This window comes from Microbacterium radiodurans (assembly GCF_008710705.1).
Classification (GTDB): Bacteria; Actinomycetota; Actinomycetes; order Actinomycetales; family Microbacteriaceae; genus Microbacterium; species Microbacterium radiodurans.
The window spans coordinates 163,549-176,460 of sequence record NZ_VYRZ01000002.1 but is presented as its reverse complement, the minus strand read 5'-3'; the positions used below and the strand labels follow the sequence as shown (position 1 = coordinate 176,460).

Sequence of the window (12,912 nt, the reverse complement as noted above, 5' to 3'; positions counted from 1 at the left end):
CCGCACCGATAACCTGGAGGGCATGAGCGAACGGCAGGCCTGGGGCATCGGACTTACCACCACGAGCGCGGACGGAACCGTCCTCGACGCCTGGTTCCCGGAGCCCGCCCTCGGGACCGCGACGGCGGCGGACACCGCCGCCTCCATGGTGACGTGGGCGCCGCTCGCCGCCGACGACGAGCGGCGCGGTGTGCGCGTGACGGCCGAGACGGTCTCGATCGATCTGGATGCCGCGCCCGCCTCCACGCCCGACGCCTACCTGCGCCTGCATCTGCTCTCGCACCGGCTGGTCGAGCCGAACGGTCTCAACCTCGACGGCGTCTTCGGACACCTGCCGATCGTCGCGTGGACGACGGCGGGCCCGATGCACCCCGACGAGGCGATTCGCCGGCGCCCGCTCCTGCAGCGCGACGGCATCCAGGTGCACAGTCTCGACAAGTTCCCGCGTCTGCTCGACTACGTCACCCCGTCCGGCGTCCGCATCGCCGACGCCGCGCGCGTGCGCCTCGGCGCCCACCTGGCATCGGGCACGACCGTCATGCACGAGGGCTTCGTCAACTTCAACGCCGGCACCCTCGGAGCCTCGATGGTCGAGGGCCGGATCTCGCAGGGCGTCGTCGTCGGAGACGGCAGCGACATCGGCGGCGGCGCCTCGATCATGGGGACCCTGTCGGGCGGCGGGACGCACCGCGTCTCGATCGGTCGCCGCACCCTGCTCGGAGCGAACGCCGGTATCGGCATCTCGCTCGGTGACGACTGCGTCGTCGAGGCCGGGCTCTACGTCACGGCCGGCTCGAAGATCGTGCTCGTGGACGAGGCGCCGACGGCGGACGGCTTCCGTCCGACGGTGAAGGGCGCGGAGCTGTCGGGACGCGACGGCATCCTCTTCCGGCGCAATTCCGTGACGGGTGCCATCGAGGCGTCGCGCCGTGCGGGCGTCGGTGTGACGTTGAACGAGTCGCTGCACGCGTGAGCGACTAGGCTCGGGCGCACACACGGAGGTGCGCCGATGGTCGACAGACTGCCCAAGAAGCTCTACGAACGCGAGCTGAAGCGCCTCCAGGCGCAACTCGTCGACATGCAGGCGTGGGTCCAGGCCTCCGGCGCCCGCATCGTCGTCGTCTTCGAGGGCCGCGACGCCGCGGGCAAGGGCTCGACGATCAAACGCGTCGCCGAATACCTCAACCCGCGGGTCGCGCGCATCGTCGCTCTGCCGGCTCCGACCGAGCGCGAGAAGACGCAGTGGTACTTCCAGCGCTACGTCGCACACCTGCCGGCCGCCGGCGAGATCGTGCTGATGGACCGCTCCTGGTACAACCGAGCCGGCGTCGAGCGGGTCATGGGGTACTGCACATCCGACGAGTACCACCGCTTCCTGCACCAGGCGCCGATCTTCGAGCGGATGCTGGTGGAAGACGGCATCCTGCTGCTGAAGTACTGGTTCAGCGTGTCGGACGTGGAGCAGGAGAAGCGCTTCCGGTCCCGCAACGAGGATCCGATGCGCCGGTGGAAGCTCTCCCCCAACGACGTGCTCTCGATCACCAAGTGGGAGGACTATTCGCGGGCCAAGGACACGATGTTCGTGCACACCGACATCCCCGAGGCGCGCTGGCACGAGGTCGACAACGAGGACAAGCGCCGCGGGCGGATCAACATGATCCACCACCTTCTCGACAGCGTCCCGTACGAGGTGGTCGAGCGACCCGAGATCGAGATCCCGCCGCGGCCGCCCTCCGGCGGGTACGACCGGCCGCCGCAGCAGCTGGACGGGTACGTACCGGACTACGCCGCGACGCTCACCGAGGAGTGAGCATCGCGGTCGGGCGAGGTCAGGCCTGCGGGTAGTCGCGCGCGGCGGAGCCCACGTAGAGCTGCTGCGGGCGCCCGATCTTCGTCTGCGGGTCGTTCTGCATCTCGCGCCAGTGCGCGAGCCACCCGGGGAGACGACCGATCGCGAAGAGGGGCGTGAACATCCGCGTCGGGAACCCCATCGCCTTGTAGATCACCCCGGTGTAGAAGTCGACGTTGGGGTACAGGCGACGCTCCTTGAAGTAGTCGTCGCTGAGCGCGATCTCCTCGAGCTCCTTCGCCAGATCCAGCAGCGGGTCGACGACGCCGAGCTCGGTGAGCACCTCGTCGGCCGACTCCTTCACGAGCTTCGCACGCGGGTCGTAGTTCTTGTAGACGCGGTGCCCGAAGCCCATGAGCTTCACCCCGTCCTCCTTGTTCTTCACCCGCTCGACGAAGCGCTCGACACTCTCGCCGGAGTCGCGGATGCGCCCGAGCATGTCGAGCACCGCTTCGTTCGCGCCGCCGTGCAGCGGTCCGTAGAGCGCGTTGATGCCCGCCGAGATCGAGGAGAACTGGTTGGCGCCGGTCGAGCCGACCAGCCGTACCGTCGAGGTCGATGCGTTCTGCTCGTGATCCTCGTGGAGGATGAGCAGGCGCTCGAGCGCGCGCGAGACCACCGGGTTGACCCGGTACTCCTCGGCGAGGACGCCGAAGTTCAGCTTCAGGAAGTTGTCGACGAAGCTCAGCGAGTTGTCGGGGTAGAGGAACGCCTGACCGATGCTCTTCTTGTGGGCGTACGCCGCGATCACCGGAAGCTTCGCGAGGAGCCGGACGGTGTTCAGCTCGACGTGCTCGGGGTTGTTCGGATCGGACTGGTCCTCGTAGTAGGTCGACAGCGCGGCGGTGGCGGCCGAGAGCACCGACATCGGGTGCGCCGTATGCGGCAGGGAGGAGAAGAAGTGCTTCAGGTCCTCGTGCAGCAGCGTGTGTCGCCGAATGCGGTCGTCGAAGTCGGCGAGCTCGCTCGCGCTCGGCAGATCGCCGTAGAGCAGCAGCCAGGCGACTTCGAGATAGGTCGAATGCTGCGCGATCTGCTCGATGGGGTAGCCGCGGTAGCGGAGGATGCCCTTGTCGCCGTCGATGTAGGTGACGGCCGAGCGCGTGGCCGCGGTGTTGACGAACCCGTAGTCCAGGCTCGTGTGGCCCGTCTGCTTGGTGAACGTCGAGAAATCGACGCTCGGAACCCCCTCGGTTCCCTGCAGCACCGGCAGTTCCGCGGTGCGGTCTCCGATGGTGACGGTGGCCTTCTGCGGGGTGCCCGTGTCGTTCACGAAGCCTCCTTGCGATCGTCCGGTGCGGTTCCTACAGCCTATCGGGCGCGTGGGCCTACTGCGTGCGGGCCCAATAGAACCGCGGATTCGTGTGAGGGAACCTACGAAACCCGCAGGCGTGCGGCCGCCGCGACGATCCGCTCGGTCGGGGCTGTGAGGGAGAACCTCACATGCTGCGGGAAGTGGGACCCGTAGAAGTGGCCCGGGCCCGCGAGGATGCCGAGGTCGGCCAGGCGTCCGATGGACTGCCATGCATCCTCCCCCGCCGTCGCCCACAGGTACAGGCCCGCTCGGCTGTGGTCGATGCGGAAGCCGGCCGCCTCGAGAGCCGGACGGAGGATGTCGCGTCGCTCGCGGTAGAGCTGCTTCTGCGCCGCGACGTGCTCATCGTCCGAGAGCGCGGCGACCATCGCCTCCTGCACCGGCATCGGCAGCATCAGGCCGAGATGCTTGCGCGCGGTCAGCAGACGACTGAGGAGGTCGGCATCTCCGGCGAGGAACGCCGCCCGGTAGCCGGCTAGATTCGACTGCTTGCTGAGCGAGTACACCGACAGCAGTCCCGCGACGTCGCCGCCCGTGACCTCAGGAGCCAGGATGCTGGGGACCGAGCGCTCGTCCCACGGGGCGTCCCAGCCGAGCTCGGCGTAGCACTCGTCCGATGCCACGACGGCGCCGAGGACCCGCGCGCGAGCGACGACCTCGCGCAGCTCCCGGTGATCGAGGACGCGTCCATCGGGGTTTCCCGGGGAGTTGATCCAGACCAGCCGGGTGCCCTCGGGCCATTCGTCGGGCTCGTCGGCCGCGACGGGTGTGGCGCCGACCAGGCGTGCACCGACCTCGTAGGTCGGGTAGGCCGCGCGCGGATGCGCCACGATGTCACCGGCGCCGAGGCCGAGCAGCAGCGGCAGGAGCGCTACCAGCTCTTTCGAGCCGATCGTGGGCAGGACCTGACCCGGCGTGAGGTCGGGGACGCCGCGCCGACGTGCGTACCAGTCGCACACCGCGTCACGCAGGCGGGGCGTCCCGACGGTCTGCGGATAGGCGTGTGCGTCCGTCGCACGGGTGAGGGCATCGGCGACCACCGTCGGAGTGGGATCGACCGGCGACCCGATCGACAGGTCGACGATGCCGTCGGGGTGACGGCGGGCGGTCGCGGCGTAGGGGGCGACGGCATCCCAGGGGTACTCGGCGAGGTCGTGGACGCTCAATGGACCTCCCCCTGCGGCGGCAGCGCTGCCACGAGGGGGTGGTCCTTGTCGATCACGCCGACCTTCGCCGCGCCGCCGGGCGACCCGAGATCCGAGAAGAACTCGACGTTCGCCGTGTAGTAGTCCTGCCACTCGTCGGGGAGGTCGTCTTCGTAGTAGATCGCCTCGACCGGGCAGACCGGTTCGCATGCACCGCAATCGACGCATTCGTCGGGATGGATGTAGAGCGATCGCTCACCCTCGTAGATGCAGTCAACGGGACATTCGTCGATGCATGCGCGGTCTTTCACGTCCACGCACGGGAGGGCGATCACATAAGTCACCGTTCGAGTCTAGTTCGTGTGCACGCGGCGGGCGGCAGCGAGCGACGGCCAGCCGACCACGATCGCGACGACGACCGGGACCGCGAAGGTCCAGATGATCCCGGTGCTGATCGACGCGTCGACGGGCGCCGGGACGACCACCGAACCACCGGGACCACGGCCCGAGAACAGCATCGTGGTCAGAACCGCGCCCAATCCGCACGCGAGCGCCGTCCACCGATCGCCCGTGACGAGTCGGAGTCCGCCGACGAGCCCCGTGATGCCGAGCACGGCGACGATGAGACCGACGGGGAGGACCCCGAACATGTACGCCTGCCCGATCGTCCCGGCGACGCCGAAGATGCCGCCCGCCACGAGTGACACGAACCACGCGGCCAGCCGCGCCCACCTCTGCTGCACCGGCACAGTCTAGGTGCGATCCCGCGGTTCGACCGCCCGGACGACGGCTACGCGGCCCAGCCCCACAGCCGCAGCAGCGCCGCGACCCCGGCCGCCGCGAGCACGACGACGAGGAACGGCGCGCGCAGCACGAGCAGGACGGCGGCGACGCCGAGCGCCGGGACGCGCGCGTCGATCACGATCGCCGTGCCCGCCGCGAGCGTCTGCACCGCGACGAGGGCGGCCAGGAGCGCCACGGTGACCTGATCGATCACGCGCTGCGTCCGCGGGCCGTCGAACCAGCGCGCCGGCAGCAGGTAGCCGAGCGCCTTCAGCGCGACGCAGGCGATCGATGCGAGAAGGATGCCGGTCCAGAGAGTCACGGCATCCCCCTCCGCTCCGCGACGTCGTCGGGCTCGGCGGCGTCGTCCCGCCCGGCCACGCGCGTGCGCGGCCGGAGAAGGGCGATCGTCACGGCTACCGCCGCGGCGATCAGGACCGGGATGCCGGGCATCGTCAGCGGCGTCGCGACGGCGGCCACGACCGCGGCCGCCGCGCCGACGGCCCGCGCCTGCACCGCCCTCAGCCGGGGCCACAGCAGGGCGAGGAACGCGGCAGCGGCGGCGGCGTCCAGGCCCCAGGCCCGTGGGTCCCCCAGGACGTCGCCGAGCAGAGCGCCCGCCAGAGTCGAGAGGTTCCAGCCGACGTAGATTCCGACGCCGGTGACCCAGAACCCGATCCTCCGAGCGCGCGGCTGCTCCTGCGAGAGCGCGACGGCCGTCGACTCGTCGATCGTCATCGGCACCGCGAGGCCGCGGCGGAACGCGCCGCCGCCGACGATCGGTGACATCCGGAGCCCGTACGCGACGTTCCGGACGCCCAGCAGCCCGGCGGACGCGACCGCGGCGGGGAGGGCCGCCACGCCGCCCGAGGCGAACACACCGACGAAGGCGAACTGGGAGCCCCCGGTGAACATCAGCAGACTCAGCACGCAGGTCTGCCAGATGTCGAGGCCGGCGGCGACGCCGAGCGCCCCGAACGAGATCCCGTACGCGCTCGTAGCCGCGGCTACGCCGAGGCCGTCGCGCCACGCTCGGCGCGACGCGGCATCCTGTCCCATTCGACCGATCGTAGCGAGCGGAGCGCCCTCGGCGGTTCCGACGGTGCGAGCTACGCTGGCCGCATGAGCCGCATCTTCGGGGTCAGCGTCGCGTCCGTGTACGTCCACTACGTCGCGAAGGCCGAACGCAAGGGTCGCACCCGCGCCGATGTCGACGAGGTCACCCGCTGGCTCACGGGGTTCGACCAGGACGAGCTCGAGCACCACCTCGCTGCCGAGACGACCTTCGCCGACTTCTTCGCGGCGGCTCGGATGAATCCGAACGCGTCGCTGATCACCGGTGTCATCTGCGGCATCCGCGTCGAGGACATCGACGATCCCCTCATGCAGCGCATCCGCTACCTGGACAAGCTCGTCGACGAGGTCGCGCGCGGCAAGCAGATGACGAAGGTCCTGCGCGCCTGAGAACGGCGCGCAGGACCTTCGGGTGATCGGTGACGATCAGGCGTTCGCGTCCTGACGCTTCTGCCGGGCGGTCGCGCGCGCACGCTCGGTCGCGGCGAGGGCGACCTTGCGGATGCGGACCTTCTCGGGGGTCACCTCGACGCATTCGTCGTCCCGCGCGAACTCGAGCGACTCCTCGAGCGTCAGCACGCGCGGCGGGGTCATCGACTCGAAGGAGTCGGAGGTCGACGAACGCATGTTCGTCAGCTTCTTCTCCTTGGTGATGTTGACGTCCATGTCGTCGGCGCGCGAGTTCTCGCCGATGACCATGCCCTCATAGACCTCTTCGGTCGGCTGCACGAAGAAGCTCATGCGCTCCTGGAGCGCGATCATCGCGAACGGCGTCACGACGCCCGAGCGGTCGGCGACGATGGAGCCGTTCTGACGCGTCGAGATCGATCCCGCCCACTCGTCGTAGCCGTGCGAGATCGCGTTGGCGATGCCGGTGCCGCGCGTGATCGTGAGGAACTCGCTGCGGAACCCGATGAGGCCGCGCGACGGGACGACGAACTCCATGCGCACCCAGCCGGTGCCGTGGTTCGTCATGGTGTCCATGCGGCCCTTGCGTGCCGCCATCAGCTGCGTGATCGCGCCGAGGTGCTCCTCGGGCGCGTCGATCGTGAGGTGCTCGAAGGGCTCGGTCAGCTTGCCGTTCTCGTCGCGACGGGTGACGACCTGCGGCTTGCCCACGGTGAGCTCGAAGCCTTCGCGGCGCATGTTCTCGACGAGGATCGCGAGCGCGAGCTCGCCGCGGCCCTGCACCTCCCACGCGTCGGGACGGCCGATGTCGACGACCTTCAGCGAGACGTTTCCGATGAGCTCACGATCGAGGCGGTCCTTGACCATGCGCGCGGTGAGCTTGTGCCCCTTGACCTTGCCCATGAGCGGCGAGGTGTTGGTGCCGATCGTCATCGAGATGGCGGGATCGTCGACCGTGATGGCCGGCAGCGGTCGGACGTCCTCGGGGTCGGCGATCGTCTCGCCGATCGTGATGTCCTCGATGCCCGCGATCGCGACGATGTCGCCGGGGCCGGCGGACTCGGCCGGGAAGCGATCGAGCGCCTGCGTCTTGAGCAGCTCGGTGATGCGGGCGTTCGAGTGCGTGCCGTCATGACGCACCCAGGCGACCGTCTGGCCCTTCTTGAGGGTGCCGTTGAAGACGCGCAGCAGCGCGAGACGACCGAGGAACGGGCTCGAGTCGAGGTTCGTCACCCACGCCTGCAGGGGCGCCTCGTCGTCGTACGACGGGGCCGGGACGTGCTCGAGGATCGCGTCGAACAGCGGCTCGAGGTCGTCGTTGTCGGGCAGCTCGCCATTGGCGGGCCGGTTGCGCGACGCTGCGCCGGCGCGACCCGAGGCGTAGACGACGGGGACGTCGAGCAGGGCGTCGACGTCGAGGTCGGGAACGTCGTCGACGAGGTCGCCGGCGAGTCCGAGCAGCAGGTCGTGCGCCTCCTCCTCGACCTCGGCGATGCGAGCGTCGGGGCGGTCGGTCTTGTTGACGAGCAGGATGACGGGGAGCTTCGCCTCGAGCGCCTTGCGCAGCACGAAGCGGGTCTGCGGCAGCGGACCCTCGGAGGCGTCGACGAGCAGCACGACGCCGTCGACCATCGACAGTCCGCGCTCGACCTCGCCGCCGAAGTCGGCGTGGCCGGGGGTGTCGATCACGTTGATCGTGACCGGAACGTCGGTGTGGGCGCCGTTGTAGGTGATCGCGGTGTTCTTCGCGAGGATCGTGATGCCCTTCTCGCGCTCGAGATCGTTCGAGTCCATCGCGCGTTCTTCGACGTGCGAGTGCTCGCCGAACGAGCCGGTCTGGCGGAGCATGGCGTCGACGAGGGTCGTCTTGCCGTGGTCGACGTGCGCGACGATCGCGACGTTTCGGAGGTCAGGACGAAGGGCGTGCGCCATGAAGGGTTCCTCAAGAGAAGGGGTAGCGGCCGGGATGCCGGCACCCGAGTTTACCGCAGGCACCCGGCACGGATGCGGGGTGCCCGCGGAGAGAGCCGATCCGCGGCCTCAGGAGGCGCCGAGAGCGGCGCGACGCTCTTCGCGACGACGACGCTGCTCGATCGGATCGGGTACGGGCGACGCCGCGAGGAGCTCCCGCGTGTAGGCCTCGTGCGGCTGCAGCAGCACGCGCGACGTCGGCCCCTGCTCGACCGTCCGGCCGGATTTCAGGACGAGGATCTGGTCCGAGAGCTGATCGACCACCGCGAGGTCGTGACTGACCAGGATGCAGGCGAACGAATAGGTCTCCTGGAGCTCCTTGAGCATGTCGAGCACCGCTGCCTGGACCGAGACGTCGAGCGCAGACGTCGGCTCGTCGGCGACGAAGAGCTTCGGACGCAGCGTGAGCGCACGAGCGATCGAGACGCGCTGACGCTGACCGCCGGAGAGCTCGTGCGGGTACCGCTCGAGGACATCCCGCGGCAGCCGCACGGCATCCAGCAGCTCGCGGGCGCGGTCGAGGCGCTCCGCCTTGGTGCCCACGCGGTGGATCGCCATCGGTTCGATGATGCAGTCGCCGATGGGGAACCGCGGGTCGAGCGAGGCCGCGGGGTCCTGGAACACCACGCCGATGTCGCGACGCACGTCCTTCGCCTTGCGCCCTCGCAGCTTCGCGAGGTCCTTGCCGCCCAGGCTCAACGACCCGCCGGCGACCGGCATCAGTCCGAGGACGGCCCGCGCGATCGTCGACTTGCCCGACCCGGACTCGCCGACGATGCCGAGGACCTCGCCCGCGGCGAGGTCGAAGGACACGTCCTCGACCGCGCGGAAGGTCTTTCCTCGACCCGCGTACTCGAGCACGAGTCCCTTCGCCTCGAGCACGACGTCGCGTCCACCGCCGGTGGCGGCCCGAGCGGTCAGCTCGGGGTCCAGACGCGGCACCGCTGCGAGCAGCTTCTTCGTGTACGGATGCTGCGGCCGCGTGAGCACGTCCTCGACCCGCCCGACCTCGACAAGATCGCCGCGGTACATCACGGCGACACGGTCGGCGATGTCGGCGACGACCCCCATGTTGTGGGTGATGAGGAGGATGCCGGCATCCCGCTCGTCCTTGAGGCGCCGCAGCAGATCGAGGATCTCGGCCTGCACCGTGACGTCGAGCGCGGTCGTCGGCTCATCGGCGATGATCACCTTCGGGTCCAGCGCGATCGCCATGGCGATGACGATCCGCTGCCGCTGCCCGCCCGAGAACTGATGCGGGAACTGCTTGATCCGGCGCTCGGGCTCGGGGATGCCCACGGTGCGGAGGAGCTCGATCGACCGGTCCCGAGCGTCCTCGCCGTAGGCGACGTCGTGCAGCTCGAAGATCTCGGTCAGCTGACGCTCGATCGTGAGGACCGGGTTCAGTGCCGTCATCGGCTCCTGGAAGATCATGGCGATCTCGCTCGCGCGCAGCTTGCGCATGCGCTCGTTCGGCAGCCCGATCACCTCGGTCTCGCCGACGGCGACAGAACCGCGGACGATCGCGTTCTCCGCGAGGAGTCCCATCGCCGCGAGCGAGGTGACCGACTTGCCCGATCCCGACTCGCCCACGACGGCCACGACCTCACCGGGCGCGACCTCGAGCGAGATGCCCTTCACGGCGTTGACGTCGCCCGACCCGGTGAGAAAGGTGACCGAGAGGTCGGTGAACTTCAGTGCAGAACGCGTGGCGGTCATGCTCATGCGCGGTTCCTCCTCTTGATCTCCCGACGCACGCTGCGCGACTGGCGCGGGTCGTACGCGTCGCGGATGCCGTCGCCGAGGAAGTTGATGGACAGGGCGATCGCGAGGATCATCATGCCCGGCCACCAGAACAGCCACGGCCTGCTGGTGAAGCTGCCCTGGTACTGGCTGATGAGCAGGCCCAGCGACGTCTCGGGGGGCTGCACGCCGAACCCGAGGAACGACAGCGAGCTCTCCAGCAGGATCGCGCCGGCGATCGCGAACGTCGCATTCACCGCGATGACGCCGACCGTGTTCGGAAGCAGGTGACGGAAGATGATGCGCGCCCCGCCTGCACCCGATGCGCGCGCCGCGAGGACGAAGTCCCGCTCGCGCAGCGAGAGGACCTCACCGCGCACGAGACGGGCGAGGCCCGTCCAGGTCAGCAGCGACAGCATGAACGCCAGCAGGATCGGGTTCTCGCCGATGTTGCCGGCGATCTGACCGACGACGGCCGCGAGGGCGAGCAGCGGGATGACGATGAACAGGTCGGTGATGCGCATGAGCACGGAGTCGACCCAGCCGCGGTAGTAGCCCGCCACCGCGCCGATGATGCTGCCGATCACGGTGGACGAGATGCCGAGGACGAGGCCCAGCAGAATCGAGCGCTGCGTGCCCATCATCGTCAGAGCGAAGTAGTCCTTGCCGGTGTTCTCCTGCCCGAACGGGTGCTCGCCGATGCGGATGCCGTCTCCGCCGAGCCACTCGGGGATCAGGCTCAGGGTGGGCACGCCGCCGTTGACGACGTCACCTGCGGCGCGGTAGTCCTTCGGCCACCATCCTGGAATGCCGAAGAAGCCGACCGAGGTGAAGCTCAGGAGTGTCAGCACGATCAGGACGACGGCGGAGATCGTCGCCGCACGGTGGCGGAGGAAGCGGCCCCACACGATGCGCGCCTGCGAACGGGGGGCGGCGGTGCTCTTGGCCAGCGCGGCGTCCTCGGCCTCGGCGACCGAGAGGACCGACGTCGTGGTCGGCACGTTGTCGTTCGGGTTCGTCATACTCGGATCCTCGGGTCGATGACGGCGTAGAAGATGTCCGCCAGCATGTTGAAGATGATCGCGGCGAGGCCGGTCACGAGGAAGAAGGCCATGACGGGGTTCGGGTCGACCTCGGCGAGGCCCGTCGCGAACAGCTCCCCCATCCCCTTCCAGCCGAACACGCGTTCCGTGATCACCGCGCCGCCGATGAGTCCCGCGAAGTCGAACGCGGCGATCGTGGCGATCGGGATCAGCGCGTTGCGGAACGCGTGACGGAAGATCACGAGCCGCTCGGGGACGCCCTTCGCCCGCGCGGTGCGGATGAAGTCCTGATTTCCGACCTCGAGCATCGACGTCCGCGTGTAGCGGCTGTAGGACGCGAGTGAGATCACGGTCAGCAGGAGCGTCGGCAGCAGCATCTGCGTGCCGATGTCGAGGAAGGTCTGCCAGAACGTCCCGTCGAAGTTCGGCGTCTGCGCGCCGATCGTCGAGATCGGGCGCGGCTTGCGCTGCAGGAACGACGGCCAGACGCGGAACAGCGCATCGACGACGGTCAGAAGCGCTCCGCCGAAGATCGTCGCGAACGAGACGACCGTGGCCGGGCCGCGGAAGCGTCCACCGAAGAATCGCCCGATCAGGAACGGCACGATGATCGCGAGGAGCGCTCCAGCGGCGAGCACGCCCCCGTTCATGTAATAGATGAAGACGTTCGTCAGCGCCAGGTGCATCACGATCACGAGGCCCGCGCTCGACAGTCCGATGACGAGCACGCGGCGATTGTGGAGCCCCACGGACGCGACCGTGGCGCTCAGCGCGAGAGCGACCGTCAGCACGGCGACGCCGATCACCGTCAGTCGAGGACTGCGGAACGCATCGACTGCGAGCATGATGGGCAACGCTGCCCCGATGAAGCCCGCGGTGACGGCGAACGTGATCACACGGCGCTTGACCGTACCGCCGCCGAGCACCTGCACCAGGAGTCCGGCGAGCAATGCGATGACGATGATCTGCGCGGGTGTCAGCTGCGGGTCCCGGATCCAGTCGTTGTATCCGATCGCGCGGTACTCCTTGAAGAGCACCGCGGCCCAGAACACCGGAAGCGAGAAGAACAGGAAGGTCAGGAAGGTCACGCCGTAGTCGAGACCCGAGTACTGGCGGATCGCGGTGATGATGCCGATGGCGATCCCGATGATCAACGCGAGGATCGTGGCGAGCAGCACCAGCCTCAGCGTCGAGGCCGCCGCCTGCCCGACGAGCGTGGAGACCTCGACGCCCTGACGGGTGAGTCCGAGGTCGCACTGCCCGATCAGGCACTTGCTCGCACCGACCAGCCAGGTGAAGTAGCGCGAATACCACGGCTGGTCGAGGTTCATGTACTCGGTGCGGCGGGCGATCAACTGATCGCGATTGTCCGCGTTGCTCTCGCGCAGGTCAGCCAGCGGGTCGCCCGAGTTGATTGTGAGGACGTACATCAGGAGGGATGCGGCGAGCATGATGCCCGCCGCCGCCGCCAATCGGCGGAGGATGAATTTCAGCACGGAAGTGGTGGTCCCTTGGTCGTACTCGGGGCACAGATGTGCCCCTCACGGGAGTGTGGACCGTCACCGCAGCGACGGCCCACAC

General features: G+C 68.9%; 13 protein-coding genes. 3 read left to right on the top strand and 10 right to left on the bottom strand.

What is annotated here, in order from left to right:
• Window positions 1-22: 22 nt before the first annotated feature.
• Together dapD and ppk2 are read left to right on the top strand one after the other, a co-directional pair.
• Entirely contained in the window at window positions 23-973 is a 951-nt protein-coding gene (dapD, locus tag F6B42_RS06625) for a 2,3,4,5-tetrahydropyridine-2,6-dicarboxylate N-succinyltransferase (RefSeq protein ID WP_150418851.1), read from the top strand.
• 36 nt (window positions 974-1,009) lie between these two features.
• Window positions 1,010-1,810, top strand: coding sequence for a polyphosphate kinase 2 (gene ppk2, locus F6B42_RS06620; protein ID WP_191089295.1), 801 nt, complete (start codon window positions 1,010-1,012; stop codon window positions 1,808-1,810).
• A 19-nt stretch (window positions 1,811-1,829) separates the two neighbouring features.
• Here the strand turns inward: ppk2 and F6B42_RS06615 are convergent, their stop codons facing one another.
• The 6 genes from F6B42_RS06615 to F6B42_RS06590 form a co-directional block, all read right to left on the bottom strand.
• Window positions 1,830-3,122: a citrate synthase gene (locus tag F6B42_RS06615; protein ID WP_150418850.1), complete on the bottom strand. Its 1,293-nt coding sequence runs from the start codon at window positions 3,120-3,122 to the stop codon at window positions 1,830-1,832.
• Window positions 3,123-3,223: 101 nt separating this feature from the next.
• A complete protein-coding gene (gene dapC / locus F6B42_RS06610; RefSeq protein ID WP_150418849.1) occupies window positions 3,224-4,330 on the bottom strand; it encodes a succinyldiaminopimelate transaminase in 1,107 nt (368 codons plus the stop codon).
• Window positions 4,327-4,653, bottom strand: coding sequence for a ferredoxin (gene fdxA / locus F6B42_RS06605; protein WP_150418848.1), 327 nt, complete (start codon window positions 4,651-4,653; stop codon window positions 4,327-4,329). Before fdxA ends, dapC begins: the two co-directional genes overlap by 4 nt.
• Window positions 4,654-4,662: 9 nt before the next feature.
• On the bottom strand, window positions 4,663-5,052 hold the full coding sequence (locus F6B42_RS06600) for a histidinol dehydrogenase (RefSeq protein WP_150418847.1): 390 nt from the start codon (window positions 5,050-5,052) through the stop codon (window positions 4,663-4,665).
• 47 nt (window positions 5,053-5,099) lie between these two features.
• Window positions 5,100-5,414, bottom strand: coding sequence for an AzlD domain-containing protein (locus tag F6B42_RS06595; RefSeq protein WP_150418846.1), 315 nt, complete (start codon window positions 5,412-5,414; stop codon window positions 5,100-5,102).
• A complete protein-coding gene (locus tag F6B42_RS06590) occupies window positions 5,411-6,151 on the bottom strand; it encodes an AzlC family ABC transporter permease (protein WP_150418845.1) in 741 nt (246 codons plus the stop codon). Before F6B42_RS06590 ends, F6B42_RS06595 begins: the two co-directional genes overlap by 4 nt.
• 63 nt (window positions 6,152-6,214) lie before the next feature.
• Here F6B42_RS06590 and F6B42_RS06585 point away from each other — a divergent pair, with 63 nt between their 5' ends.
• A complete protein-coding gene (locus F6B42_RS06585; RefSeq protein WP_150418844.1) occupies window positions 6,215-6,556 on the top strand; it encodes a DUF2200 domain-containing protein in 342 nt (113 codons plus the stop codon).
• Window positions 6,557-6,592: 36 nt separating this feature from the next.
• On the opposite strand, the gene typA is transcribed toward F6B42_RS06585, so the two are convergent.
• The 4 genes from typA to F6B42_RS06565 all read right to left on the bottom strand — a co-directional run bounded on the left by typA (window position 6,593) and on the right by F6B42_RS06565 (window position 12,827).
• Complete coding sequence (typA, locus tag F6B42_RS06580; RefSeq protein ID WP_150418843.1) at window positions 6,593-8,506, bottom strand: translational GTPase TypA; 1,914 nt, start codon at window positions 8,504-8,506, stop codon at window positions 6,593-6,595.
• Between the two features lie 108 nt (window positions 8,507-8,614).
• On the bottom strand, window positions 8,615-10,270 hold the full coding sequence (locus F6B42_RS06575; protein WP_150418842.1) for an ABC transporter ATP-binding protein: 1,656 nt from the start codon (window positions 10,268-10,270) through the stop codon (window positions 8,615-8,617).
• On the bottom strand, window positions 10,267-11,310 hold the full coding sequence (locus F6B42_RS06570) for an ABC transporter permease (protein ID WP_150418841.1): 1,044 nt from the start codon (window positions 11,308-11,310) through the stop codon (window positions 10,267-10,269). Before F6B42_RS06570 ends, F6B42_RS06575 begins: the two co-directional genes overlap by 4 nt.
• Window positions 11,307-12,827 carry an ABC transporter permease gene (locus F6B42_RS06565; protein WP_150418840.1) on the bottom strand — a complete coding sequence of 507 codons (1,521 nt, stop codon included), beginning with the start codon at window positions 12,825-12,827 and terminating at the stop codon, window positions 11,307-11,309. The genes F6B42_RS06570 and F6B42_RS06565 overlap by 4 nt, the downstream gene beginning before the upstream one ends.
• Window positions 12,828-12,912 lie beyond the last annotated feature (85 nt).